The following is a 25,505-nucleotide window of genomic DNA, read 5'->3' on the forward strand; positions in this document are numbered from 1 at the left end:
CGGCCCCCCGTTTACTCCCCCACCCTCAGGCCCGGATCTTCCACCCGGTGCAGGCGGGCCATGGCGATATGCGCGACCTTCAGCGTCAGTGTCTTGCGACGGGCCGCCGCCAGCTTGGCCAGCGGTGCCGGGCGGATGATTTCCGCCCCGAAAGCATCGGCAATGATCAGGCCGCATTCGGCGGGGATCAGATCGACCGGAAAATCCGCATCAACAGCGAAAAAGAATCGGTCGCAATAATCCAGATATTCCGGCCATTTCTGGTCGGTCTTGAAATCGATGATGCTGCTTTTGACCTCGACGATGGTCACCTCGCCATCATCGGCCAGGGCCAGAATGTCGGCCCGCCGGCCATTGGCCAGCGAGAATTCGACCAGCCCCCGCACACCCCTTTCCGCCAGCATACGGCGCACGCCCCGCGTGATGGCCGCCGCCGCGTCCGATTGGGGGCGCGGCAACGGGATCATCGGCATCGATGGCGCCTCAGACACGGGCACAAGTTCAGGGATCGCGGAAATGCTCATGAGTACGGATCATGAACATTTCTACCTGTCCTGGCAAGCCCGTTCAGACGGGGTGACCGATCAGCAGCGGACTGTCAAGACCGAGGTGCCGCCCACGCTGGAGGCCCGGACGACCGGCGTCAGCCCCGCCATCAACAGGCGGTTGCGGACACCCTCCACCGTTTCGGTGGGGCGTGTCAGGGTGATGCGGGTGTCGCGATGACCCAACGCCCGGCTGCGCGCTACGGCGGTCAGGATCTGATCGCTCAGCACCTCGACCCCGTCGAACACGGGATCGTTGGCCGGTGGCGGCGTGTGGGCCGCGGTCGCTTCGAAAGCCTGGGTGGACAGAGCGGCAGCCACCATGCCGTTTGCCGGATTGAGGGCTCCGGTCGCCACTGCGGGATACATGCAAGGTCCCTGGGTTCGAGCAGCTGACGACTTCGCCGTCAGCAGGCCCTTTATTACGCCGATATTTGTTAAAAATCAGGCAGCAACCTGTCATGAATTTGCGCATCCAGCCCGCAAATTATGCATAGGTAGCATGCGCCGTGCATTCTGTCGTGGAAACGGCGGATTTCCGATATTCTGAGCGCTGACTGCACCGTCAGGATGATCGGAGTCTATCCTGCTTTCCAAGATGCTGAACCCTCCCACGGTCATCCGTCATTCCACTGGCGGACTGATCCTGGCTGTTGCCATCCTGCTGCTGCCCTGGATGGCAGTGCAGCCGCAACTGGCCCCACCGGGTGAGGGCGGCGCGGATAAGTATCTGCACATGTTCTGCTTCGCGGGTTTGGCATTCGTCGGCCTTTGGACCGTCCGCACCTTCGTAGCACGGGTGGTGGTCCTGGCTTCACTCCTGCTCCTGGGGGCGGGGATCGAGTGGTTGCAGGCGTCGGCGCCAGGACGGCAGGGCAGCTGGGGCGATCTAGCCGCCGATGCGGGCGGACTTTTGCTGGCACTCATCCTTTTGCGATGCTGGCCGATGGCACGGAATATGCTAATTCCTGAAGTAGATTGAAGACAGGGAGGCACTGCCGATGGTGCCCCTTGTGGGAAGGATGGTGGAACCGTGCGTGTTCTGGGCTTGCGGTCGCCGGTGGCGGCCATGAATTTGGTGATGCTGGCCCTCGCCCTCACAGGTGCTGCATCGGCCCAACAATCACCCCCATCCCCATCAGCAAAAGTTCAGAAGACCGGCAGCAGTCCGATTGCCCAGTATCTGACCGGTCGCATTGCCCAGAATGCCGGTGCCTGGGACGTGGCCAGCGCCAATTTGGGCGCCGCACTCAAACAGGATCCGGACAATCCGGCCCTGCTGCGCCGGACCTTTCTTCTCTCCCTGGGTGAGGGGCGCCAGCAGGAGGCGCTGACGCTCGCGCGGCGTCAGGCGGTACAGGAACAGGGGGGCAGCTTTGTAGCCCATGCCCTGCTAGTGGCCGATGACCTGCGCGCCGGACGCACGGCGGACGCCGCGGCCCGCATTGCCAAGCTGCCAGCGGACGGGATGGCCCCCTATATTGGCCCCTTGCTGTCCAGCTGGATTGCCGTGGCAGAGGGGGATTACGACCGCGCCATCAAAATTCTGGACCCGCTGAACGCCCATGAAGGCTTCAAGTCCATCCGCATACAGCAACTGGCCCTGATCGAGGATTTGCGCGGCAATCGTGATGCGGCGTTCCAATATTATTCTGACGCCGCCAAACAGGGCATGCCGCTGCGCCTTGTGCTGCTGATCGGGAATTTCCAGGAACGGTCCGGTGCAACCGACGCGGCCCGGCGCCTTTACCGCCAGTATCTGGATGCCAATCCCGACAATATGGTGGTCGAAGACTCGCTGGCGCGCATGGACAAGGGCAGTGTACCCGCACCCCTCGTCGGCAACGCCGCCGCCGGTCTGGGCGAGGCGCTGTTCCAACTGGCCTCTGCGCTGCACCAGGAAGGAGCGGCGGAGATGGCGCTGCTCTACGATCGCGTCGCCCTGCACCTGACCCCGGAACAGCCGCTGGCCCGCCTTCTGGTGGGCGACATCCTGTCCAACCGGGACCGGGATGAAACGGCGCTGGCGGAGTTCCGCGCTGTGACCGGCGGGGCAGGCATTCTGTGGATGGCCCGCATGCGGCAGGTGGATGTCCTACGGCAGTTGGACCGGGATGACGAAGCCGCCGCCCTGTTGCAGAAAATGGCAGCGGAGCGTCCGGCACGCACCGATGCACTGCTGCGGCTGGGCGATATGCATCGCCTTGCCAAACGCCAGGATCAGGCCCTGGCCGCCTATGACCAGGCACTGGCACGGGTGAAGGAGGACAGGCCCCGCGACTGGATGCTGCATTACGCCCGCGCAATGACCCTGGACGCCAAGGGCGACTGGGCGGGGACGGAGGCAGCGCTGAAGAAGGCGCTGACATTGCAGCCGGATCAGCCCAGCCTGTTGAACTATCTGGGCTATTCCTACATCGACCGCGGCGTGAACCTGGACCAGGGTACGGCCATGATCGAAAAGGCCGTGGCCCAGCGCCCGCACGATGGATTCTTTACCGACAGCCTGGGCTGGGCGATGTTCAAGTTGGGCAAGGTCGAAAAGGCTGTGGAACTGCTGGAAAAGGCGCTGGAGCTAGAACCCGGCGACCCATCTATCAATGACCATCTGGGCGATGCTTATTGGGCTGTGGGCCGGCGTGACGAAGCCCGCTTCCAATGGTCCCGCGCCGCGATACAGGCGGAAAAGGATGACGGCCTGCGCCGGGCCGCCGAAGCCAAGCTGAAAAACGGCATGGTCACGACGGTGAAGGCAGAGGGGACAACGACCCGGTAAGCCGGATCAGTACAGAAGTTCCCGCGCCTTGGCGCTGTCGGCCACGATCTGGTCCTTCAGCGCCTGGAAACTGTCGAACTTCATTTCCGGACGAATGAAGCGGCTCAGACGCACGCGCAGATGTCGGCCATACAGGTCGCCATCAAAGTCGAACAGATGGGCCTCCAGCCGTTCGGTCAGCCCACCCACGGTCGGACGGCGACCGATATTGGCGACCCCCTTGTGCCAGACGGTGCGCGCCCCCTCATCCACGCCGGCCATGATGGCGTAGACCCCCAGGCGCGGGCGTAGATAGGTGCCCAGTTCCACGTTGGCGGTGGGAAAGCCGATGGTACGGCCTCGCTTGTCGCCATGTTCCACCCGTCCCTCGATCTCCCAGTCATGGCCCAGGATGGTGGCTGTCTGCTCCACCTCACCCGCCTGCAAATGCTGGCGCACGCGGGTGGAGGAAAATGCCGTGGCATCGGGGCCGGCCACGGGGCGAACCTCCGTCACCGTAAACCCGAAGCGTTCACCGGCGTTGCGCAGGAAGGCCATATCCCCACCGCGCCTGTGCCCAAAGACGAAGTCGTAGCCTGCCACGACATGCGACACGGCCAGCCCATCCACCAGAATCTGGCGCACAAACTCATCCGCGGTCAGGTGGGAAAAGGCCTCATCGAACCGCACCTCGAACAGGGCATCAATGCCCAGCGCCTCCACCAGCCGAGCTTTAATACGCCAGGGTGTCAGGCGGAAGGGGGCATCGTCGGGACGAAACAGGCTGCGCGGATGCGGCTCAAAGGTTAGGACGGCGGCAGGAACGCCCTTTGCGCGGGCGGCTTGCTTCGCCGCGTCGATGACGGCGCGATGGCCCTGATGCACGCCGTCGAAATTGCCAAGTGCCACCGCGCAGCCGCGAATGGCTGCCGGAAGGTCGGTAGTATGGCGATAAATCAGCATGGCGCCGCAGGATGGTTGCGAAATCTGCCATGGGTATAGTCACAAGCGGGGATGGCGGTCCAGTCCCGCCATCCCCACCCCACCTCAATGCGGCGTCGAGGCCACAGGGCGGACACCGACCGTCCCCCGGTCCAGGGCACGGCTGACCAGTGCCACGGCAAGGCCGGCCAGCGTCACCAGGGCCGCGACCCAGGTGACGGCACCCAGGCCCGGTCCCCGATCAATGGTCACCCCGCCAATCCAGGCGCCAAGGGCATTGCCCAGATTGAAAGCCGCGATGTTCAGGCTGCTGGCCAGCCCCTGCCCCGCCCCGTTCGCCTTTTCCAGCACGCGCATCTGCAAGGGGGCGACGGTGGCGAAGGCGGCGATACCCATCAGGCCGACGAAGATGATGGCCGCGATCTTGTCCTGCATGGCAAAGGTCATCACGCCTTCCACCAGGGTCAGGGCAACCAGCGTGCCCAGCAGCGTAGGCATCAACCGCTTGTCCGCCAGCTTACCGCCCAGCAGGTTGCCGATGGCCAGCCCCCCGCCGAACACCAGCAGGATGGGCGACACCGCCGCATCAGAGAAGCCGGTGATGCGGGTCAGGATCGGCTGGATATAGGTGAAGACGGCAAACACACCGGCGAAACCCAAAGCCGTCATCACCAGCCCCAGCCAGACCTGCGGCTTCGTCAGCACCGTCAGTTCCTGACGGATGGAAAGGGGTTGCGGTGCCGTCTTATCCGCCGGCACGAAAACAGCCAGCACCAGAGTGGCGACAACGCCGATCAGGGCCACGGCCCAGAAGGTGGAGCGCCAGCCGAAATGCAGGCCCAGCCACGCTCCGAACGGCACGCCCAGCAGGGTGGCCATGGTCAGGCCCGTGAACATGATGGCGATGGCGGATGCCTTGCGGTCAGGGGCCACTAGACCCGTGGCCACGATGGAGCCGACACCGAAGAACGTGCCATGGGCCAGCGAGGTGATGACCCGCGCTACCATCAGGGAGCCATAGTCCGGCGCGATGGCGCAGGCGATATTGCCGATGGTGAACACCACCATCAGGGCGACCAGCAGCACCTTGCGCGGCAGCCGGCCTGTCAGAAGGGTCAGAAGCGGCGCACCGACAAACACCCCCAGCGCATAGCCGGAAATGAGCAGGCCCGCCGTAGAGACAGAGATTCCAAGGTCGGCAGAGACCTGCAGCAGCAGGCCCATGATGACAAATTCCGTCGTGCCGATGCCAAAGGCACCAGCCGTCAGGGCGAATAATCCGATAGGCATGATTTCAGGTTCCGAATGAAGCGGATGACATGGGTGCGAACATGGACGCATCCCCATCCATGAACTAGACTGCCCATCGGAACATGATTTGTGAGTTGAAATCACATGTCGCGATTGGAGATCAACCGGGCCGGCGAGATGGAGGTCTTTGCCCGCGTGGTGGAGGCTGGCAATTTCTCCGGCGCAGCGCGGGCGTTGAACATGACGCCATCGGCAGTTAGCAAGCTGGTGGCGCGCATGGAAGCGCGGCTGGGGGCGCGGCTGCTCAACCGCACCACACGCCAACTGCGCCTGACACCGGAGGGCGATCTGTTCCATGAGCGCTGCCGCCGCATCCTGGCCGACATGGCGGAAGCCGAGCAGGAGGTGGCAGCAGGCAGTACCCCGCGCGGACCGGTGCGCATCAACAGTTCGGTGCCTCTGGGCATGCTGCATCTGCTGCCGCTGGTGCCGAAACTGTCGGCGCTTTATCCCGAGATCCAGTTGGACATCACCCTGACCGATATGGTCGTGGACCTGATGCAGGAACGCGCCGACATCGCCATTCGGGTCGGCCCGCTGAAAGGGGCCAATCTTCTGGCCCGCAAACTGGGCGAGGGCCGGGTGGTGGTCGTAGCCTCTCCCGATTATCTGGCCCGTCATGGCATCCCTCGCACGCCCGACGATCTGGCCCATCACAATATGATGGCCTTCGGCTTCGTGCGCAGCGTCGGCCCCTGGCCCTTCCGCCTGCCGGATGGCAGCCGGATCGAGGTGCCGGTACGGGGCAATATTCGCCTAGGCGATGGTGAAAGCATGCGGCATCTGGCCCTGGCTGGGCACGGGCTGGCCCGCCACGGCCTGTTCCATGTCGCCGCCGATATTGCGGCGGGGCGGCTGGTGCCGCTACTGGAGGATTACTCGACAGGAGAGGTCGAGGTGGTTCACGCCGTGTTCCAGGGCGGTCCCGTCATGCCGCCGCGCATCCGTGCGGTGATCGATTTTCTGGCCCGCGAAATGCGCATCGGGTGATGGAGCCTGACTGTGCGCGTCCTCACTTTCGGCCTGTGACCAATGCCGGTAGGGTGGCCGCCATCTGACCCAACCCGTCATTGCAAGGAACCGTCAATGACCATCCAGCTTCATGCCTGGCCGACTCCCAACGGCTACAAGGTCTCCATCGCGCTTGAGGAAATGGGCCTGCCCTATGAGGTGCATGCCGTCAATATCGGTGCCGGTGATCAATTCAAGCCCGACTTCCTGAAGATCGCGCCCAACAACCGCATGCCCGCCATCGTCGACCCCGAAGGGCCGGAGGGCAAGCCGTTGAGCCTGTTCGAAAGCGGCGCCATCCTGATCTATCTGGCGGAAAAGACCGGGCAGTTCCGGCCCAAAGACCCCGCTGTCTGGTATACCCATATTCAGTGGCTGATGTGGCAGATGGGCGGCGTCGGCCCGATGTTCGGGCAGGCCGGTCACTTCATCCTCTACGCCCCGGAAAAGGTACCCTATGGCATCGAACGCTACCGCAACGAGTCCAAGCGCCTGTTGAAGGTGGCCAATACCCGCCTGGAAGAGGCGACCTATCTGGGTGGCGATGATTACGGCATCGCCGACATGGCCACATTCCCCTGGGTCCGCAACGCCCCGAAATATGATATCGACCTGAACGAGTTCCCGCATGTCCAGCGCTGGTTCAACGCCATCGCCGCCCGCCCGGCGGTGCAGCGCGGCCTGGGCCTGCTGGCCGACAAGGTGAAGCCGGCAGGCACCCCGCTGTCCGACAAGGAACGCGAGAACCTTTACGGTAAGAAGTAAGTCTGGGCGGGGCCTGTCGCCGCAGTGACAGGCCCTGGTCAGTTCCAGGGCCGCGCCGCTGCACCGGCCCGGACGGCATCCACCCTGATATTGCCATCAAGGTAGAGGGAATGCGCGCCCCGGTCGGCCAGGGTCTGTGGCCCGATGACAATTGCTGCAGCGCAGTCATTGACAGGATGGCGTGTGACCAGGGCGTCAATGCCGGGCCGACACAGCGCATCGACAGCCGCCGGCGAGAGAGCGATGGCGACCGTCCGGCCATTCAACCGGTAGAGGCAGGCATCCGGCGTGTCACATGTCAGGCGACCGTCTTTGCTGCCCTGCTTGGGCCAGGCGCGCGGTTCAACCGACATCCCATCCCTCTTCGCCCATTCATCACTGTCGAACCGTCCGGCGCGCCGGGTGGAAACGGCAAGGGAGCCATCGGCCAGACGGACACCCACCACCTTGCCATCTCCGTTGATCCGCAGATCAGGCCGGGGGGCCAGGGGCAGAAACATTAGACCGGCCAGCATGCCGGCCAAACCCAGCAGCCTGATCCGCCCCTGCCACAGACACAGCCATAAACAGGAGAGGGTGAAAATCACCAGTCCTGTCGCCGGCAGCAGCGGCAAATGCAGGGCCGCCCCCGGCATGTCGGCCACCCAATGCGCTGTCCAAAGAATGGCCTCCGCCCCCCAACCCATGGCCGTGACGGCCCACCCCTCCAGGCCCAGCGGCATGAGCAGATAGACGAGAAGCCCCCAGGGCATGACCCAGAAGCTGGTAACTGGTACCGCGATCATATTTGCCAGCAGGCCATAGTTTGACATCTGCTGAAAGTGATGCAGGCCGAAGGGGATGGTGACCATGCCCGCCACCAGCGAGGTCAGTGAGAGGCTGCCGACATAAGTCAGGCTTTGGCCAAACCAGCCCTGCCCCCCCTCCTTCCGGCGTGCCGCCATCCAGGGTGTCGCCACCTCGAACGCGGCGACCAGCGCGATGACGGCGGCGAACGACATCTGAAAGCTAGGGCCGATGATGGTTTCCGGCTGGATCAGCATCACCACCAGGGCGGCCACGGCCACGACGCGCAAGGAGAACGGGTTACGGTCCACCAGCACCGCCAGCAGCATGACACCGGTCATCAGCACCGACCGCTGCGTTGGCACGGGTGATCCCACCATGAGCATATAAAAGATGGACGCGGCCAGCGCCGCCACCGCCGCATACTTCTTGATTGGGTGACGCAGGGCGAATGCGGGCCACAGCGCCATGCCGCCGCGCAGCAGAAAGAAAACCAGCCCCGCCACCAGGGCGATATGCAGGCCCGAGATGGACAGAAGGTGCTGCAGACCCGATTGTCGCATCGCCTCCATATCCGTTTCCGGTATCGCTGTGGGCTGGCCATTCAGCAGGGCCGTGACCATGCCGGCCGTCGCCTGATCGGGCAGACGTGCCGCAACGCGATCAGCAATCACATGCCGCCACTGTTCCAACAGCACCCCCTCCTCCACCGGCCCATCCAGCCGTCGCACCCGGCCCAGCGCGAAGCCTGTCCCTCCTACTCCCAGGAAATAGAGATGGCGGCGGAAATCGAAGGCTCCCGGTTCAACGGCGTCCGATGCCGGGCCGATGGTCGCGAACAGACGCACGCGCTCCCCAATCAAGGGCATGGTTTCGGTATTCCGCATTGAAATACGCAATATGCGGGGCGTATCAGCGGCAGCCAGACCCGGCACCGTCACGTCGGTCAGGAACAACCGCATGCCCTTGTCCAGCCGGTCGATCTGTACGACCCGCCCCCTGACGCCAACGGGGCCGATATCTTCCCGCAGCATTGGGGCCGCGACCAGGGCGGTGCGCAGTTGGGACGCCGCAAAGCCCATCGGGACCGCCAGCAACAAAATCCAAGCCGCCAGCGCCCAATCCGGTCGCCGGACCTGAACCAGGACGCCGGTCACCATGGCAAGGACCAAGGCCCCCGGCCCCACCCAAATTGGTGGCTCATGATCCAGGGCGAAATAGAAGCCGATCCCTACCCCGATCAGAACGGGAAACCACAGGACCCAGCGACCGCTTTCGGCCAGCAGGCCGGCGGCCAGCCAGGATAACCCGGTCCGTCGCACCAGCCCATCTAACCGCATGCCACCGTCCTTGCCAGGAGATGAGTACAATTAGATGAAAATATTCATATCTTCACTATTTAATTTTGATCATGGATAGGTCGCAACAACCCGTCAGGCAAGGCCGCACCCACGACTTTTCGAGGGGGGAGCATCCCCGGTCCAATGCTGTTCACAGGACGCACGGCTGTGCTAAACCAACCCGCAAACAATCATTCTGCCCTTATGGGCCCATAAGAGTTTCGCGATGATCGTCACCCGCTTCGCCCCCTCGCCCACCGGTTACCTTCATATCGGCGGCGGCCGCACGGCCCTGTTCAACTGGCTGTTTGCCAAGCATCATCAGGGCAAGTTCCTGCTGCGCATCGAGGATACGGACCGCGCCCGGTCCACCGATGCCGCCGTGGATGCGATTCTGGAAGGGCTGAAATGGCTGGGTCTGGAATGGGATGGCGAGGCGATCAGCCAGTTCCAGCGCAAGGACCGGCATGCCGAGGTGGTAGCCGAAATGTTGGCCAACGGCACCGCCTATCGCTGCTACTGCACCCCGGAAGAGCTGGACGCGATGCGCGAGGCGCAGAAGGCCGCCGGCCAGCAGCCGCGCTATGACGGCCGCTGGCGCGACCGCGACCCGTCGGAAGCCCCCGCCGGTGTGGCCCCCGCCATCCGCCTGAAGGCCCCGCGCGAGGGCGAAACGGTGGTGAAGGACCATGTGCAGGGTGAGGTGCGGGTGCAGAACAGCCAGCTGGACGACCTGATCCTACTGCGCTCCGACGGCACGCCGACATATCTGCTGGCCGTCGTGGTCGATGATCATGACATGGACGTCACCCATGTGGTGCGCGGCGATGACCATCTGACCAACACCTTCCGCCAGATCCAGATTTACAATGCCATGGGCTGGAAGACACCGGAATTCGCCCATATCCCCCTGATCCATGGACCGGACGGAGCCAAGCTGTCCAAGCGCCATGGCGCGCTGGGCATCGAGGCCTATCGTGACATGGGCTTCTTGCCCGAAACCATGCGCAATTACCTGCTGCGCCTGGGCTGGGGCCATGGCGATGCAGAGATCATTTCGACCGAACAGGCCATTGAGTGGTTCACGCTGGAGGGTATCGGCCGGTCCCCCTCGCGTCTGGACTTCGCGAAGATGGAGAACCTGAACGCCCATTATATCCGTGAAGCGGAGGATGCGCGTCTGGTCACTTTGACCACGCCGTTCATTGAGGCCAAGATTGGCCGCGCCCTGACGGATGTGGAGAAGGACCGGCTGCGGCGCTCCATCCCCGGCTTCAAGCCGCGCGTAAAGACGCTGATCGAGCTGGCCGACGGCTCGCTTTATCTGTTCGCCGCCCGCCCGCTTGCCATGGATGAAAAAGCCGGTGCCCTGCTGACGGCAGAGGTGCGCGGGCAGATCGGTGCCCTGGCCGCGAAGTTTGCTGAGGCTGGCGAATGGACGGCGGGTGCGCTGGAAGCCATTGTCCGCGATTTCGCGGAAGCGAATGGTCTGAAGCTGGGCAAGGTGGCACAGCCGCTGCGCGCCGCCCTGACCGGAACCACGGTTTCGCCGCCGATTTTTGAGGTTGCGGAAATTCTTGGGCGCGAAGAGAGCCTGTCGCGTTTAGAAGATGTCAAAAACCATGGTTAAAAAAGTGCTGTTGCGTTGCACTCGCTGCGGCGCGGCACTAAACTCCGCCCCACTTTCAAAAACGGGGCGATAACCCCAAACGAAACCCTTGAGGACGTGCCGACATGAGCCAGACAACCCAGACGGCGGGCGATGGAACCGCCGAGACGGTGACCCTGATCGATAACCGGACCGGCAAGAAGATTGACTTGCCTATCCTGAAGGGCTCGACGGGGCCAGATGTCATCGACATCCGAAAGCTCTATGGCGCCACCGGCTGCTTCACTTACGATCCCGGCTTCACGTCGACCGCCTCCTGCGACTCGGCCATCACCTATATTGATGGTGACGAGGGTGTGCTGCTGCACCGCGGTTATCCGATCGACCAGCTGGCCGAAAGCTCGGACTTCATGGAAGTCTGCTACCTGCTGCTGCATGGTGAACTGCCCAACGCCGCGCAGAAGACGGAGTTCGAAGCCACCATCACCCGCCATACGATGGTGCATGAACAGCTGACGCAGTTCTATCGCGGCTTCCGTCGCGATGCGCACCCGATGGCCGTGATGTGCGGCGTCGTCGGCGCCCTGTCGGCCTTCTATCATGACAGCACCGATATCAACGATCCCAAGCAGCGCATGATCGCCTCGCATCGCCTGATCGCGAAGCTGCCGACCATCGCCGCCATGGCCTACAAGTATTCCGTCGGCCAGCCCTTCATGTACCCGCGCAACGATCTGGGTTACGCGGAGAACTTCCTGTACATGACGTTCGGCGTGCCGTGTGAGCCGTACAAGGTGAACCCGGTCATCGCCAAGGCGATGGACAAGATCTTCATCCTGCACGCCGATCACGAGCAGAACGCGTCCACCTCCACCGTCCGTCTGGCCGGCTCCTCGGGTGCCAATCCGTTCGCCTGTATCGCCGCCGGTATCGCCAGCCTGTGGGGCCCCGCCCATGGCGGTGCCAACGAGGCCGTGCTGAAGATGCTGGAAGAGATCAAGACCGTTGATCGCATTCCGGAATTCATCAATCGCGCCAAGGACAAGAACGACAATTTCCGTCTGATGGGCTTCGGCCACCGGGTCTATAAGAACTATGACCCGCGCGCCAAGGTGATGCAGCAGACCTGTAAGGAAGTGCTGGCCGAGCTGGGGATTAAGGACGATCCGCTGCTGGACATCGCGGTGGAGCTGGAGCGGATTGCCCTGTCCGATCCGTACTTCATCGAGAAGAAGCTGTACCCGAACGTCGACTTCTATTCCGGCATTATCCTGAAGGCCATCGGCTTCCCGACCAGCATGTTCACCGTGCTGTTCGCGCTGGCCCGTACCGTTGGCTGGATCAGCCAGTGGAAGGAAATGATCGAGGATCCCGGTCAGAAGATCGGTCGCCCGCGTCAGCTCTATATGGGTCAGACGCCGCGCGACTATGTCCCGGTCGAGAAGCGTGGCTGAGCGTAAGCATAGCCAATCAGGCAAAGCGGGCGGTCCCATTGGGACCGCCCGTGATGCATTTTTGTTGCCGTCGCGCCCGCCGTTCCTGTGGCGCCGTCCGTCGTCTGCCAATGACAATCCCGCCCCGTGGGGCAAGCGGCTGCGCCGTGCCTGGAATCTGGCCCTGATCTTGGGTGTGGTTGGCGGATTGGTGTGGTCGGCGGTTCATTTCCGCTGATATTACGGGTTCATCCCGCCAGCGACGCAATCCCGTGCCAGCCCATATAGGCCGCGATTACCAGGATCAGCAGGGCCGACAGATAGGGCGCTCTGGTCATCAGCTTTTCAAAACCGATTCCACGCCGTGACAGATGCCGCGCGCCCAGTGCCGCCACCACCCCGCTGGCGGTCAGCGTGATGGCCAGCCCGATGCTGAAACACAGCACCAGCGCTACGCCTAGCGTGAATTCCCGCAATTGCAGGCAGATCAGCAAAACCGTGATGGCCGCAGGACAGGGGATCAGCCCGCCGGTCAGGCCGAACAGGATGATCTGCCCTGTCGTGGCCTGCCCATCGCTGAACCGCTGTGAAATCTGCTCCGCGTGATAGCGGGCATGGGCATCATCATGATCGTCGTTCCCGTGGTCGTGATGCCCATGATGATGGTGCCCGCCATGGCCATGATCGTGGTCATGATGATGGTGATGTGCGTGGGCATGGCGGCGCCAGGCGGGGGCGAACAGCCATGCGGCCATGCCCAGCATGATCACGGCGCTCAACAGCTGAAACCAGCCTTCCACCTGCTCGCCCGCCAGTTCCCTGCCCAGATGCAAGCCGGTCAGGGCCACCAGCCAGACCACGGCGGTGTGGGAAAGGGTGGCGGCCAAACCCAGCATCACCGCCTGCCCCACCGTCCCGCGCACCGCCACGATGAAGGACGCCATCATGGTCTTGGAATGACCCGGTTCCAACCCGTGCAGCGCCCCCAGCAGGACCGCGCTGGGAACAAACAGCCAGGCATGCGACGCACCCTGACGGATCAGATCGGCAAATTCAGGCATTCTGGGCACCAGCGGAAGGGAGAGAGGTGGGCGAGGAAAGACCGTTCATCCGGGCGTACCGCTCCACAAAGCGGATACGGGCCGCCGGCACCTCCGCATGCCGCTGAGCAAAGGCACTGCGTTCCAGAAAATGGCCTGTCAGCAGCAATCCTTGCATCACCTCCGCCGGCCCGCCATCGGACAGGCCCAGCAGGAATGGCGGCAGCACCAGCAGCTTTTCCTTATAAGGTTCCGCCGCCGATATGGAGACGGCGCGGCCCGTGCGCGGGCTGACATGCGACAGGCCATCATTGCCGGCGAACAGGTCGGCAGCCGTCTGCCCGCTGACGGCACAGCGCGACAGGTCCAGGCCGAATCCGATCTCATCCAGCAGACCGATCTCCCACCGCACATAAATCTCGGCCCAGACCTCGCTGGACAATGCCTCGAACAGGGCCAGGGTGGCGTCAAACAATCCTGGATGCGGTTCCCGGTCGGCCAGCAGCCCATCCAACAGGGCGCAGGCCGATGCCAGACAGGCGAGTCGTAGGGGGTCATCCAGCAACGGGGCCGCGTAGGCCCGCTCCAGTTCCAGCGACCATGTCCCCAGCTGGTCTGCCAGACGGGCACGCCAACCGGCGGCCAGCAGGTTCCCCGGTTCCAAACTGGCCCGCAAGCGCGCCGATTGCCCCCCATGCACAAGGCCCGCGTGGCGCCCATGCTCCCGCGTTAACACCAGGGCCAGGGCCGCCGTTTCCCCATACGGGCGTGCGGATAGCAGGATCGCTTGGTCATTCCAGTCCATAGTGCGAAGTGTAGTATAAATAACAGTAAGCTGCGAAGGGGCGTGGCCCCACAGGTCGAAAGTGGTATAGAGTTTCTAGCCCACATCTTTCCCTTGCCGGCCGATCCGCCCTTGTCCCAACCGACGCCCGATGACCAACTGGCCCAGCGCTACATGCTGGCGGGACTTTCCAGCGGCGAGGCCGTCTGGGATTGGGACCTCACCGTCGATACGCTGTTTCTGTCGCCGGGTTTCCGTGACCATCTGGGCCTGCCCGCAGACGGGGGCGATATCGGCCCCCGCCACTGGTTCGACCGTGTCCATAGCGATGACCTGCAATGGTTGGAGGCAACGCTTCGCCCACGCCATGACGAGGGCGGCCGGTGCTTCGTCATTGAACATCGCGTCAGCAATGGGCGCGGCGACTGGACCTGGCTGCTGGTCCGCGGTGCGGCCATTGCCGGCCCGGACGGTACCGTCAACCGCCTGATCGGCACCGCCGCCGACATCACCGAACGCAAGGAGGCGGAGGACCGCCTGCGCATCAGCGAGGAACGGCTGGCGCTGGCGGCGGCGGCCACCAATGACGGTCTTTACGACTGGGACCTGCGCACCGACCGCATTTATTACGCGCCACGCTGGTGGGCGCTGATCGGCCTGCTGCCGGACGAGGAGGCGGATGGGCCGGAAGAGTGGCTGAACCGTGTGCACCCAGAGGATCTGATCTGGTTACAGGCGACTCTGGACGCGCAGATGTCGGCGGGTGGCAAGCCTTTCCAGATTGAATACCGCATCCAGCATGGGCGGGGGGGGTGGCGCTGGATGCTGTGCCGGGGCATCGCCGTCCTGGACGCGGACGGGGAGCCGGTACGCCTTGTTGGCTCCCAATCCGATATTACCGACCGCAAGGTGGCCGAGGAACAGCTACGCATCAGCGAGGAGCGTTATGCGCTGGCCGCCCAAGGTGCCAATGACGGCCTGTGGGATTGGCGCGTGCAGGAAGGCGAGGTTTACTACTCACCCCGCTGGTCCGACATGCTGGGCCTGCCCGGCGGCGAATGGGTCGGCACGATGGAGGACTGGTTCGCCCTGGTCCATGCCAGCGATCTGCCGGGCCTGCGTGCCGCCTTCGAACTGCATCTGTCGGGGCGGCTTGATCATCTGGAACATGAAGTCCGTATCCGCCATGATAGCGGGGCGGAACTGTGGGTCCTGATCCGGGGTGTGGCCATCCGCGATGCGCTGGGCGATGCCATCCGTATGGCCGGCTCCATGACCGACATCACGGCCCGCAAGCGCGCCGAACAGCAGATATTATTCGATGCCTTCCATGATGGGCTGACGGGCCTGCCCAACCGATCACTGCTGATGGACCGTATCGGCCAGACCATTGACCGTCGTCGCCGGCCCGATGATCCGCCCTGCGCTGTCATCCTGTTCGATCTAGACCATTTCAAGACCGTCAATGACAGCTTGGGGCCCAATGCCGGGGATGAGGTACTGCGCATCCTGGCCAAGCGTCTGGAGGGGCAGCGCCGCGCAGGTGATACCATCGCGCGGGTGTCGGCCGATGAGTTCGGCGTGCTGATGGATGGTGTCGTGGATGTGAAGGCGGCGATGACTGCGGCGCAGCGTCTGGCCGCCGCCATCACCGATCCCATTACGCTGGTCAGCGGTGAGGAACTGGTTCTGACGGCATCGGGCGGCATCGCCATGTCGCACACTGGCTACGGCCAGGCCGCCGACATGATGCGCGATGCCAGCCTTGCCATGTTCCGGGCCAAGGGGGCGGGCCGCAACCGGGTGGAAGTGTTCGACGACGCGCTGCGCGCCCGCGCCATGTCGCGTCTGCGAACGGAGGCTGACCTGCGGCTGGCCACCGACCGGCACCAGTTGACCCTGTTCTATCAGCCCATCGTGCGCCTGTCGGACCAATCCATCGCGGGGTTCGAGGCCCTAATCCGTTGGCAGCATCCTGAACGCGGCCTGATCTCGCCCGCCGATTTCGTGCCACTGGCAGAAGATACGGGCCTGATCCTGCAGATCGGCCGTTGGGCTATGCAGGAGGCGGCGGAACAGCTGGCGCACTGGCAGAGGACCCATGACAGCGGCCTGTTCATGAGCGTCAATGTCTCCGGTCGGCAGATGCTGGATGACGACATGGTGGAATGCGTCCGCCATGTTCTGGCCGATACGGGCATCGCACCGGACACGCTGAAGCTGGAGATCACGGAAAGCCTGCTGATGGATGATCCGGGCCGGGCCGTTTCCATGATGCAGCAGATCCGCAGTCTGGGCGTTCACCTGTCGCTGGACGATTTCGGCACCGGCTACTCCTCCCTGTCCTACTTGCACCGGTACCCGGTCAATTCCTTGAAGATCGACCGCGCCTTCATCAGCGGTGCGGGCAATGGTGACCGGCGGGAGGAAATCCCCCGCATCATCCTGCTGCTGGCCAAAAGCCTGGATCTGGACGTTGTGGCCGAAGGGATCGAGAATCCGTCGGAGGTCACCTTCCTGCGCGGTCTGGAATGCCGGTATGGGCAGGGCTATTACTTCTCACGGCCAATACCGGCTCCGGATGCCGAAAGGCTGCTGGCGTTGCCGGCGTTGCCCTAACCCCTGACAACCTTCAGAACCGCTTGCGCCGCACGCTGGCTGGGCGTCTGTTCACCGCCCTGACCCAACCATTGCGCCACCTGCGCCACACCCTCTATCTGTTCACGCCGTGTACCGGGATCGGTCAGCAGTACCGAGACGGCATCGGCCAGTTTCGGCGGTGTGCATTCATCCTGCAACCGCTCCGGCACCAGCATCCGGTCCAGCATGATGTTGACCAGATTGGCATACTTGACGCGAATCAGCCGGCGGTAGAGCCGATAGGTCAGCGGATGGATACGGTAGGCGATGACGCTGGGCAGGCGGGCCAACGCCAGTTCCAATGCCACCGTGCCGCTGGCCGCCAGCGCCGCTGTGCTGGCGGCCATGGCGTCATACTTCTCGCCGTCTCCTTCCACCACCATGGTGGGCACGGGCCACGCCGCCGTGGCCGCCCGAACGGGGGCCGCCACCTTGCCCAAAGTAGGTACGACAACCCGCAATCCGGGATGGCGTTCCTTCAAAATGGACAGCGTGGCCGCAAAGTCGGGCAATAGCACCTTGATCTCGCTGCGCCTGCTGCCGGGCAGTACGCAGAGCAAGGGGATGTCGTCGGCAATGCCGTGGTGGGCGCGGAAGGCCGCACCATCGCCCTTCTCCACCCCGGCCTCCACAATCGAATGGCCGACAAAGGTGGCGGGCAGGCCCACCGCCTCGAAATAGGGCGGCTCGAACGGCAGCAGGACCAGCAGATGGTCCAGGAACCGGGCAATCTTTTGCGCGCGACCGGGCCGCCAGGCCCAGACGGTGGGGGCCACATAATGGATCAGCTTGATGGCCGGATCGGCACGACGCACCTTCTTCAGCACACGGAAGCAGAAATCAGGCGCATCTATTGTAACGACAGCGTCCGGGCGCCGGGCCAGAATATCCCCTGCTGTCTGAGAAATACGGCGAATCAGGTTGGGGAGTTTAGGCAGCAGTTCGGCCAGCCCGAACAGGGTCAGTTCCTCCATGGGGAACAGGCTGTCCAGACCTTCGACGATCATGCGGTCACCGCCAATACCGGCAAAGCGCACGTGCCCGCCCGTCGCCTGCTTCAACGCCGCCATCAGCCGGGCGCCCAGAATGTCGCCCGAAGGTTCACCAGCGATCAGGTAGATCACGGGGGCGGTCATGCCGATACGCCCGTAATAAACAGTCCCGCGGCATCGGCTGCCTGAACCGCCTCCGCCCGCCCCACGAACAGGGTTGCCCCCGCCTCTGTCGCGATACCAGCGAACCCAGCGGCGATACAGGCGGCAACCGTATCAGGGCCGATGGTGGGCAGGTCCAGGCGGCGGTCCTGCCCCGGCTTGGCGCGCTTCACCAGAACCGGTCCCGGCCCTTCCCGCTTCAAGGCGCCGCAGCGGGTGATCAGGGCGTCGGTGCCCTCAATGGCCTCCACTCCGAGCACCAGCCCACCCTGCACCACCACCGCCTGTCCGACATCGACAGCGCCCAGTGCGTGGGCAACCTTCAGGCCATGGGCGATATCGACCAGGGCCTGTTCATCCAGCGCGGCGTGGGTCAGCAGGCCAGATGGCATCAACAGATCGGCGATCAGGGATTGGACACCGACCACCCGAAATCCTTCTTCCTCCAGCAATGCTGACACCGCCCGCAGTAAGCCATCATCGCCCAGGGCCTTCAGTCCCAGGCGCGCGAAGAAGCGGGCCGCGTACCAGTCGGGGCGCAAATCGGACAGCGACGGACGGCGCACACCACCGGCCAGCACAATCTCCGTTACCCCCTCTGCCCGCAGCCGTTCCAGGATGGCACCTGCGGCGCCCATGCGGAACACGGCATGGGGCAGATCGGGCGTCAGCCACGCATCCGCCCCCTGCCCTTCCAACGCGATGACAAAGAAGGGCTCTCCACCCCGCCGGAAGGTCTCCGCCACCTGCCGTGGCAGGTCCCCACCACCCGCGATGATGCCCAGCCGATCCGCCATAGCAGGATCAGCGGGGTTGGGTCAGGGCGCGGCTGCCCCGGTCGGCCAGAAAGGACAGGATATCGGCCACGGCCTGGACGCCACCCGCTTCGGCTGTCACAGCGGCGATGCGGTCGGCCATCTGGCCATCACCTTCGAACAAGCGGCGGAACGCGGCGCGCAGGGCGTGGATGTCTTCTTTGGCAAAGCCACGGCGCTGCAATCCAACGAGGTTAAGCCCGGCCAGGAACGCGCGGTCGCCCTTCACCAGACCATAGGGGATGACGTCAGCCTCCACCCCCGACATGCCACCGATCATGGCATGGGCACCGATGCGCACGAACTGATGCACCGCCGACAGGCCACCGAGAACGGCATGATCGCCCACCACCACATGCCCACCAAGGGTGGCGTTGTTGGCGAAGATCACGTTGTTGCCGACGATGCAATCATGGCCGATATGGACGCCGACCATGAACAGGCCGCCGTCGCCGACACGGGTCACCATGCCGCCACCCTCGGTGCCGGTATTCATGGTGACATTCTCACGGATGCGGTTGTGGCGCCCGATGATCAGTTCCGACGGCTCACCCTTGTACTTCAAATCCTGCGGCGCATGGCCCAGCGAGGCGAAGGGATAGACGATGGTGCCGTCACCAATGGTCGTGCGGCCATCAATGGCAACATGACTGATCAGGCGCACATAATCGCCCAGCACCACATGCGGCCCGACCACACAGAAAGGACCGATTTCCACACCTGCACCGATGCGGGCACCGGGATCGACAATGGCACTGGGATGGATATTGGCGCTCATGGGCCGACCCTTTTCTTCCTGACATGCGAAAGGGCGGTCACCCGCCCTTCCCACCGCCTCTATCAAAGGCGTTTGACAAAATTACGTCGGCCCCGTGTCCAGCAGAAGGAGCAGAAACCGACCTCAATCACCCATGACGATCATGGCCGTATAGGTCGCCTCGGCATGCAGATTGCCATCGACCCAGGCCTCGCCCTTGAACTTCCACACGTTGCGGCGGTTCTGGATTTTCTGAACCTTGATTTGGATCTGATCGCCGGGAACGATGGGACGGCGGAACTTCGCCTCCTCAATACCCATAAAATACACGAGACGGCCCTCCGCCTCCTGTCCCAGGGTTTGCATGACGAGGATGGCCGAGGTCTGGGCCATGGCTTCCACGATCATGACGCCGGGGAACACCGGCTTCTGCGGGAAATGGCCCGTGAACTGCGGCTCATTCATCGTCACATTCTTGATGCCGGTGCAGCTTTCACCGGGGACGATATCCTTGACCTTGTCCACCAGAAGCATCGGATACCGGTGCGGGATCAGTTCCATGATCCGGTTGATATCCAGCTCGGTCACCGCGACCTTATTCGTTTCCGTCGTGCTCATCGCCCCGTCCACTTTTCCCCTTCGCCAGCCGCGCCATCATGGCGACCTGGCGGAAATATTGCCTCTTGGGCTGCGCCGGCGTGCCGAACACCTCCGTCATCGGCGGTACATCCCGCATCACGCCGCTTTGTGCCGCAATGCGGGCGCCCGCCCCGATGGAAAGATGGCCGGCCACCCCTGCCTGCGCCGCCAGCACAGCATGATGATCGAACTTCGTGCTGCCCGAGATGCCGGACTGAGCCACAATGACGCAGCCGGCACCAAGCGTGACGTTGTGCCCGATCTGAACCAGATTATCAATCATCGTGCCCCTGCCGATGATCGTATCGGGGCCAGCACCACGGTCTATGGTGCTGTTGGCCCCAACCTCCACATCATCCTCGATGATAACCCGGCCCATCTGCGGCACCCGGACATGGCCGGTGACATCCATGGCAAAGCCAAAACCATCCTGACCGATACGGGCACCGGGATAGATCACCACCCGGTCGCCGATCAGGCAATGGGACAGCGAGGCGCAGGCGCCGATGACACTGTCGGCACCGATGCGGACATTGCGCCCGATTGCGGCATTGGCAGCGATACGCGTGCGCGGCCCGATCTCTGCCCCCGCCTCGATCACTGCGCCCGCAGCAACCTCAACATTCTCGGCCAGAACCGCCGTCGGATCGACATGCGCCGCCGGAGAGATCAGGCCACTGGATGCGGGGAACGGGTAGAAGGCCTGAGCACACAGCGCATAGCTGCGATAGGGCTTGGTCGATAGCAGCAGGGCCATACCCGCCGGCGCCTTGTCGGCCAGGGCGGGGTGCACCACGCAGGCCGCTGCCCGGCTGGTCTGAAACGCCGCCACATATTTGCGGTTATCCAAGAAGGATAACTGCCCTTCCCCGGCCTGATCCAGCGAGGCAACATCCGTCAGGACAAGGGCCGGATCGGCACCGGGCGCCACTGTCGCACCGGAACGGGCGGCAAGATCGGCCAGCGTGAAGGGGCCGGCACGGTCGAAGAAACGGGGATCGGCCATGGGGGTTTCCTTCCGGCGAAAATGGGGTCCATCCGGCCCTTATGTCGGCGGCGGAACGCTGACCGTCACCTGCGGCAGACGGGCATTGAGACGTTCCAGTACTTCCGACGTGATATCGGCAGCACCGCCGGCCTGATAGACGATGAATTGCCGGGAGATCACCAGCGTCGCACCGGCTTCCTTTGCGACCTCGGCGATCACCTGATCCAGCGTGTTGATCACGCTGTTACGGGCCTGGTTGAAGGCGATATCCAGGCGGCGGGTACGTTCCTGAAGCGCGCGTCCAGTGGCGGACACCTGCGTTTCGAATTCTGTTCGTTTCCGGTCGAACTCTTCAACCGCAACGGTTTGGCGCAGACGGGCGAGTTCCTGTTCCGCGACCCGCAGCCCTTCCTGCTGCTGCGCCACGTCACGCTGCAACTGTTCCTTCTGCACATCCAACTGCTGCTGGATGGTCCGCATGGCCGTGGCCTGTTGCAGGATGGTGGGAATATCCACCACGGCCACCTGGGCATAGGGCAGCCGCCGGGCAGGTTGCGACACCTGCGTCTGCGGCACCGCAACCTCCTGGCCATAAGACGCAGCCGGCCCGGCCACAAGGGCCAGGCCGGTGAGAAACAGGGCGATGGGGCGAAGCGCCAAGGCCCGACCCCCCGTCAGAACCGGGTACCGAAGCTGAACTTCAGCGTTTCGGTCTGGTCATACGGTTCCTTGGCAATCGGATAGGCCAGATCCAGGCGGATCGGACCAAAGGGCGACTTCCACGACACACCGACACCGGCCGACATGCGGACCTTGTTGCTGTCGCGGAAAACGTCGCCGACGCCAGGCGTTTCCTTGGCCGCCGTCAGAGTACCGGCATCATAGAAGGCATGCGCCTTCACGCCCAACTCGTCCGGCAGACCCAGCTTCGTGGTCAGCTCCAGGCTGGCGCGGCTGAAGATGGTGCCACCCAGCGCGTCGCTGTTTTCCGGATTGTTCGGATCGGGGACATTTCGGGGACCGATACCGCCGATCTCGAAGCCGCGCAGCGTATCACCACCGATAAAGAAGCGGTCATTGATGCGCAGGTCCTTGCCCATGCCCCAGATGTAACCCGCCTCGGTGGTCAGCCCCAGGACCACTTCCTCAAACGGCTCCCAATACTGGCCCGCCGTGATGCGGTTGCGCAGATAGCGGGTGTCACCGCCGACACCAGCGAATTCCACAGACCACAGGCCGTAGAAGCCACTGGTCGGCTCGATCTTGCTGTCACGCTCATCATAGAGCAGCTGGCTTTCCACCGACGAAGTGATGGTAGTGCCCAGCTGATCCTGCAGGAACAGGGACGAGCCGAAATAGATATTGTCGATCTTGTTCTGAACCAGCGAGTAGCTAATGCGCTGGCGCAGCTTTTCCGACAGCGGATAACCGGCGCGCAAGACGATACCGGTTGATTCCAGATCGTAGGAGATGGTGTCGCGATTGTCGCGAACCACGCGGAACAGGTCGACACCCGCCGCCAGATCACGGTCCAGGAAGTAAGGCTCGGTAAAGCCCAGATCCACCTCGAAGCTACGGCTCGACAGCAGGGTAGACAGGCGCAGGTCCTGGCCCTTGCCGAGCAGGTTGCGCTGGCGGATGGAGAAGTCCAGCAGCGCGCCGTCGGTGGACGAGTAACCGGCACCCAACTGAATTTCGCCGGTGGGCTGTTCTTCGACCTCGACCGTGATCACGGACTGATCGCGGCTGCTTCCCTCCGCCGTCTTAACCTCGACGCCGCTATCCAGGAAGTAACCCAGATCCTTGATACGCTGTTCGGAGCGCTTGACCTTGGAGACGCTGAACGGGTCGCCTTCAACCAGCAGCATTTCGCGGCGGATGACCTTGTCCAGCGTGTTGTAATTGCCTACAATGTCGACACGTTCAACAAAGACGCGCGGGCTTTCCTTCAGTTCAAAGACCAGATTGATGGTCTGATCTTCCTGATTGCGCTCCAGCAGCGGGTCGATGTCGATGAAGGCATACTGCAGATCGCCCAACCGGTTGGTCAGGGCGGTGATGCTCTCTTCGATCTTATCGCCATTGTACCATTCGCCGGAGTAAGCGTTGATGGCCTCATACAGCGGGGTCACATCGATGTCGGGAATTTCCGACTGAATCTCGATCTTGCCGAACTTGTAGCGCTTGCCCTCATCCACTGTCATGGTGATGAAGAATTCCTCACGGTCGGGCGTCAGTTCCGCGACCGAGGTCAGCACCTTGAAGTCGGCATAGCCGTTTCGCAGATAGAAGCGGCGGACCTGCTCCTGGTCATAGCGCAGACGCTCGGGATCATAATTGTCGTTGGATGACAGGAACCGCCACCAGCGCGACTCCTTTGTGATCATGATCTCGCGCAGTTCATCATCGTCGAACACGTTATTGTTCACGAAGTTGATGGCCTGCACGCCCGTCATCTGCCCTTCTTCGATTTCGAAGATCAGGTCGACGCGGTTCTGTTCCAACTGAACGATCTTCGGCTCGATGCGCGCGGCGAAGCGGCCCTTGCGGCGATAGAGTTCCTGGATACGCTCCACGTCGTTCTGCACGCGGGTGCGGGTATAGACGGTGCGGGGGCGCAACTGGACCTCGGGATTGATATCCTCGGTCTTGATGCGCTTGTTCCCTTCAAACGCGATGCGGTTGATGATGGGATTCTCCACCACCTGCACCAGCATCACGCCGCCTTCGCGCCGGATCGACACGTCCGCGAACAGGCCGGTCGCGAATAGCGACTTCAGCGACTGATCGATCTTGTCCGGATCGAAATTATCGCCGGGCCGTACCGTCAGGTACGACTGGACCGTGGCGCCTTCGATGCGCTGCGACCCCTCGACGCGGATTTCGCGAATGATGCCACCATCAAACGCCTCCTGGGCCATGGCGCCGGTCGACAGCGCGATGACGGATGTTGCGGTGCCGCCTAGCAGCAGGCACAGCGCGAACCTGGAAACCGAGACCAACTGTTCCCCCAAAAAGGCTAAGACAGGACACCCTTGACGAAATCGACGACGCGGAGCTGAACCAAGTCATTCCAGGTCGCGAAAACCATCAAGGTCAATACCAAAGCCAGACCGACCCGGAAACCATATTCCTGAGCCCTCTCGCCAAGCGGCCGTCCACGAACGGCCTCCACTGCGTAATACAGCAGATGTCCCCCGTCCAGCATCGGAATAGGGAACAGGTTGATCAGGCCCAGATTGATGGACAGCACAGCCACGAACCAGATCATGGTCACGAAGCCCGTTTGTGCCACTTGGCCCGACATCTGCGCGATGCGGATGGGCCCGCCCAGCTCATTCGTGCTGCGCATGCCCAACGCCATCTGCCAGACGGCGTCCAGCGTGCCTTCCGTCAACCGGACCGTCTCCTTGCCGGCTTCCCAGATGGCGGTCAGGGGCGTCTGGCGACGGTATTCGTCATTACCACGCATCACCCCCAGCCGGCCTATCGTGTGGATATTGCCGAACCGGTCTTCCATCTTTTCCGCACGCGGCGTGACGGTCAGCTCCAGGCGCTTGGGCTCTGCCCCTTCCGCCTCGACCCGCTCCACGACCATCGACACGGTGCGGCCCGGATTCATGACGATAACGCCCAGCACATCCTCAAACCGCGGCGTCTCGCGACCATCCATGGAGACGATGCGGTCGCCCGGCTTCATGCCGGCCTCCGCCGCCGCCCCCTCGGGTAGGATCTCGCGGACTACGGGAGGCGTGTAGGGCTGGCCATAGACCATGAACATGAAGGCCAGGGCCAGGATGGCGAACAGGAAGTTCGCCGCCGGCCCCGCCGCCACGATGGCCATGCGCTGACCCACCCGCTTGTGATGGAAGGACACGGCGCGTTGTGCCGGCGTCATCCGGTCAAGGCCGGTGCCGGGCGTGCTGGCGGCACCCGCATCGCCGAACATCTTCACATAGCCGCCCAGGGGGATCAGGCTGAACTTCCAGCGGGTCCCCAAACGGTCGGTACGTCCGATAATCTCCGGCCCGAAGCCGATGGAGAAGACCTCCACCCGCACGCCATTGCGGCGCGCCACCAGGAAATGTCCCATCTCGTGCACAAAGACCAGAATGGTCAGCACGACGAGGAACATCACCCCGTAATTCCAGATGAAGCCCAGGACTTCCATCAATGCGCCTCCAGGGGCCG

23 protein-coding genes are annotated in these 25,505 nt (G+C 63.2%); 8 read left to right on the forward strand and 15 right to left on the reverse strand.

All coding sequences use genetic code 11. The features are described from left to right. Nucleotides 1-11 precede the first annotated feature (11 nt). Nucleotides 12-524 carry an MmcB family DNA repair protein gene (locus tag C0V82_RS05940; protein ID WP_188595072.1) on the reverse strand — a complete coding sequence of 171 codons (513 nt, stop codon included), beginning with the start codon at nt 522-524 and terminating at the stop codon, nt 12-14. 60 nt (nt 525-584) lie between these two features. Continuing rightward, nucleotides 585-869, reverse strand: coding sequence for a hypothetical protein (locus C0V82_RS05945; RefSeq protein WP_102111538.1), 285 nt, complete (start codon nt 867-869; stop codon nt 585-587). Between the two features lie 274 nt (nt 870-1,143). Here C0V82_RS05945 and C0V82_RS05950 point away from each other — a divergent pair, with 274 nt between their 5' ends. Further along, entirely contained in the window at nt 1,144-1,527 is a 384-nt protein-coding gene (locus tag C0V82_RS05950) for a VanZ family protein (RefSeq protein ID WP_102111539.1), read from the forward strand. 51 nt (nt 1,528-1,578) lie between these two features. Then, complete coding sequence (locus C0V82_RS05955; protein ID WP_102111540.1) at nt 1,579-3,321, forward strand: tetratricopeptide repeat protein; 1,743 nt, start codon at nt 1,579-1,581, stop codon at nt 3,319-3,321. Nucleotides 3,322-3,327: 6 nt separating this feature from the next. Here C0V82_RS05955 and C0V82_RS05960 read toward each other — a convergent pair whose 3' ends face one another. After that, a complete protein-coding gene (locus C0V82_RS05960) occupies nt 3,328-4,263 on the reverse strand; it encodes a bifunctional riboflavin kinase/FAD synthetase (RefSeq protein ID WP_102111541.1) in 936 nt (311 codons plus the stop codon). Between the two features lie 84 nt (nt 4,264-4,347). Next, nucleotides 4,348-5,532 (reverse strand): MFS transporter, encoded by a 1,185-nt coding sequence (locus C0V82_RS05965; RefSeq protein ID WP_102111542.1) that lies wholly within the window; start codon nt 5,530-5,532, stop codon nt 4,348-4,350. A 105-nt stretch (nt 5,533-5,637) separates the two neighbouring features. Between C0V82_RS05965 and C0V82_RS05970 the strand changes: the two genes are divergently transcribed. Both C0V82_RS05970 and C0V82_RS05975 read left to right on the forward strand, forming a co-directional pair. Beyond that, a complete protein-coding gene (locus C0V82_RS05970) occupies nt 5,638-6,543 on the forward strand; it encodes a LysR family transcriptional regulator (protein ID WP_102111543.1) in 906 nt (301 codons plus the stop codon). A 96-nt stretch (nt 6,544-6,639) separates the two neighbouring features. Continuing rightward, a complete protein-coding gene (locus C0V82_RS05975) occupies nt 6,640-7,329 on the forward strand; it encodes a glutathione binding-like protein (protein ID WP_102111544.1) in 690 nt (229 codons plus the stop codon). A gap of 38 nt (nt 7,330-7,367) precedes the next feature. Here the strand turns inward: C0V82_RS05975 and C0V82_RS05980 are convergent, their stop codons facing one another. After that, nucleotides 7,368-9,455 (reverse strand): ComEC/Rec2 family competence protein, encoded by a 2,088-nt coding sequence (locus tag C0V82_RS05980; RefSeq protein ID WP_102111545.1) that lies wholly within the window; start codon nt 9,453-9,455, stop codon nt 7,368-7,370. Nucleotides 9,456-9,681: 226 nt separating this feature from the next. Between C0V82_RS05980 and gltX the strand changes: the two genes are divergently transcribed. The 3 genes from gltX (at nt 9,682) to C0V82_RS26775 (ending at nt 12,735) form a co-directional block, all read left to right on the forward strand. Further along, the gene (gltX, locus tag C0V82_RS05985; RefSeq protein WP_102111546.1) at nt 9,682-11,085 is read left to right on the forward strand and encodes a glutamate--tRNA ligase; all 1,404 of its coding nucleotides are present in this window, start codon (nt 9,682-9,684) and stop codon (nt 11,083-11,085) included. A 104-nt stretch (nt 11,086-11,189) separates the two neighbouring features. Next, complete coding sequence (gltA, locus tag C0V82_RS05990; RefSeq protein WP_102111547.1) at nt 11,190-12,518, forward strand: citrate synthase; 1,329 nt, start codon at nt 11,190-11,192, stop codon at nt 12,516-12,518. A 64-nt stretch (nt 12,519-12,582) separates the two neighbouring features. Beyond that, nucleotides 12,583-12,735 (forward strand): hypothetical protein, encoded by a 153-nt coding sequence (locus C0V82_RS26775; protein WP_158659759.1) that lies wholly within the window; start codon nt 12,583-12,585, stop codon nt 12,733-12,735. Between the two features lie 10 nt (nt 12,736-12,745). Here C0V82_RS26775 and C0V82_RS05995 read toward each other — a convergent pair whose 3' ends face one another. Continuing rightward, entirely contained in the window at nt 12,746-13,558 is an 813-nt protein-coding gene (locus tag C0V82_RS05995) for a nickel/cobalt efflux transporter (protein ID WP_102111548.1), read from the reverse strand. Continuing rightward, nucleotides 13,551-14,342, reverse strand: coding sequence for a DNA repair protein RecO (gene recO, locus C0V82_RS06000; protein WP_102111549.1), 792 nt, complete (start codon nt 14,340-14,342; stop codon nt 13,551-13,553). Before recO ends, C0V82_RS05995 begins: the two co-directional genes overlap by 8 nt. Nucleotides 14,343-14,453: 111 nt before the next feature. Here recO and C0V82_RS06005 point away from each other — a divergent pair, with 111 nt between their 5' ends. Beyond that, nucleotides 14,454-16,940: a sensor domain-containing protein gene (locus C0V82_RS06005; protein ID WP_158659760.1), complete on the forward strand. Its 2,487-nt coding sequence runs from the start codon at nt 14,454-14,456 to the stop codon at nt 16,938-16,940. Here C0V82_RS06005 and lpxB read toward each other — a convergent pair. From lpxB to rseP, 8 genes are all read right to left on the reverse strand, one after another. Beyond that, nucleotides 16,937-18,097, reverse strand: a complete 1,161-nt coding sequence (gene lpxB, locus C0V82_RS06010) for a lipid-A-disaccharide synthase (RefSeq protein WP_102111551.1) — start codon at nt 18,095-18,097, stop codon at nt 16,937-16,939. The genes C0V82_RS06005 and lpxB overlap by 4 nt on opposite strands. Further along, complete coding sequence (locus C0V82_RS06015; protein ID WP_102111552.1) at nt 18,094-18,912, reverse strand: LpxI family protein; 819 nt, start codon at nt 18,910-18,912, stop codon at nt 18,094-18,096. The genes lpxB and C0V82_RS06015 overlap by 4 nt, the downstream gene beginning before the upstream one ends. Nucleotides 18,913-18,919: 7 nt before the next feature. Then, nucleotides 18,920-19,708: an acyl-ACP--UDP-N-acetylglucosamine O-acyltransferase gene (gene lpxA / locus C0V82_RS06020; RefSeq protein ID WP_102111553.1), complete on the reverse strand. Its 789-nt coding sequence runs from the start codon at nt 19,706-19,708 to the stop codon at nt 18,920-18,922. A 123-nt stretch (nt 19,709-19,831) separates the two neighbouring features. Further along, nucleotides 19,832-20,305, reverse strand: a complete 474-nt coding sequence (gene fabZ / locus C0V82_RS06025) for a 3-hydroxyacyl-ACP dehydratase FabZ (protein ID WP_102111554.1) — start codon at nt 20,303-20,305, stop codon at nt 19,832-19,834. Then, the gene (gene lpxD / locus C0V82_RS06030; protein WP_102111555.1) at nt 20,283-21,332 is read right to left on the reverse strand and encodes a UDP-3-O-(3-hydroxymyristoyl)glucosamine N-acyltransferase; all 1,050 of its coding nucleotides are present in this window, start codon (nt 21,330-21,332) and stop codon (nt 20,283-20,285) included. The genes fabZ and lpxD overlap by 23 nt, the downstream gene beginning before the upstream one ends. A 39-nt stretch (nt 21,333-21,371) precedes the next feature. Beyond that, complete coding sequence (locus tag C0V82_RS06035) at nt 21,372-21,974, reverse strand: OmpH/Skp family outer membrane protein (protein ID WP_158659761.1); 603 nt, start codon at nt 21,972-21,974, stop codon at nt 21,372-21,374. Nucleotides 21,975-21,988: 14 nt separating this feature from the next. Next, complete coding sequence (gene bamA / locus C0V82_RS06040; RefSeq protein ID WP_245924176.1) at nt 21,989-24,316, reverse strand: outer membrane protein assembly factor BamA; 2,328 nt, start codon at nt 24,314-24,316, stop codon at nt 21,989-21,991. A gap of 17 nt (nt 24,317-24,333) precedes the next feature. Beyond that, a complete protein-coding gene (gene rseP / locus C0V82_RS06045) occupies nt 24,334-25,485 on the reverse strand; it encodes an RIP metalloprotease RseP (protein WP_102111557.1) in 1,152 nt (383 codons plus the stop codon). Nucleotides 25,486-25,505 lie beyond the last annotated feature (20 nt).

This window comes from Niveispirillum cyanobacteriorum, assembly GCF_002868735.1.
GTDB lineage: Bacteria > Pseudomonadota > Alphaproteobacteria > Azospirillales > Azospirillaceae > Niveispirillum > Niveispirillum cyanobacteriorum.

Excerpts from the sequence above, each read along its gene's own strand:
- C0V82_RS05965 (WP_102111542.1), bottom strand. The coding sequence starts at position 5,532 with ATGCCTATCGGATTATTCGCCCTGACGGCTGGTGCCTTTGGCATCGGC.
- lpxA (WP_102111553.1), bottom strand. The coding sequence starts at position 19,708 with ATGAGCGCCAATATCCATCCCAGTGCCATTGTCGATCCCGGTGCCCGC.
- C0V82_RS05960 (WP_102111541.1), bottom strand. The coding sequence starts at position 4,263 with ATGCTGATTTATCGCCATACTACCGACCTTCCGGCAGCCATTCGCGGC.
- C0V82_RS05940 (WP_188595072.1), bottom strand. The coding sequence starts at position 524 with ATGAGCATTTCCGCGATCCCTGAACTTGTGCCCGTGTCTGAGGCGCCA.
- C0V82_RS06015 (WP_102111552.1), bottom strand. The coding sequence starts at position 18,912 with ATGGCGGATCGGCTGGGCATCATCGCGGGTGGTGGGGACCTGCCACGG.
- C0V82_RS05980 (WP_102111545.1), bottom strand. The coding sequence starts at position 9,455 with ATGCGGTTAGATGGGCTGGTGCGACGGACCGGGTTATCCTGGCTGGCC.
- C0V82_RS05975 (WP_102111544.1), top strand. The coding sequence starts at position 6,640 with ATGACCATCCAGCTTCATGCCTGGCCGACTCCCAACGGCTACAAGGTC.
- recO (WP_102111549.1), bottom strand. The coding sequence starts at position 14,342 with ATGGACTGGAATGACCAAGCGATCCTGCTATCCGCACGCCCGTATGGG.
- lpxD (WP_102111555.1), bottom strand. The coding sequence starts at position 21,332 with ATGGCCGATCCCCGTTTCTTCGACCGTGCCGGCCCCTTCACGCTGGCC.
- lpxB (WP_102111551.1), bottom strand. The coding sequence starts at position 18,097 with ATGACCGCCCCCGTGATCTACCTGATCGCTGGTGAACCTTCGGGCGAC.
- C0V82_RS05970 (WP_102111543.1), top strand. The coding sequence starts at position 5,638 with ATGTCGCGATTGGAGATCAACCGGGCCGGCGAGATGGAGGTCTTTGCC.
- C0V82_RS05945 (WP_102111538.1), bottom strand. The coding sequence starts at position 869 with ATGGTGGCTGCCGCTCTGTCCACCCAGGCTTTCGAAGCGACCGCGGCC.
- C0V82_RS05950 (WP_102111539.1), top strand. The coding sequence starts at position 1,144 with ATGCTGAACCCTCCCACGGTCATCCGTCATTCCACTGGCGGACTGATC.
- rseP (WP_102111557.1), bottom strand. The coding sequence starts at position 25,485 with ATGGAAGTCCTGGGCTTCATCTGGAATTACGGGGTGATGTTCCTCGTC.
- C0V82_RS05995 (WP_102111548.1), bottom strand. The coding sequence starts at position 13,558 with ATGCCTGAATTTGCCGATCTGATCCGTCAGGGTGCGTCGCATGCCTGG.
- fabZ (WP_102111554.1), bottom strand. The coding sequence starts at position 20,305 with ATGAGCACGACGGAAACGAATAAGGTCGCGGTGACCGAGCTGGATATC.
- gltX (WP_102111546.1), top strand. The coding sequence starts at position 9,682 with ATGATCGTCACCCGCTTCGCCCCCTCGCCCACCGGTTACCTTCATATC.
- gltA (WP_102111547.1), top strand. The coding sequence starts at position 11,190 with ATGAGCCAGACAACCCAGACGGCGGGCGATGGAACCGCCGAGACGGTG.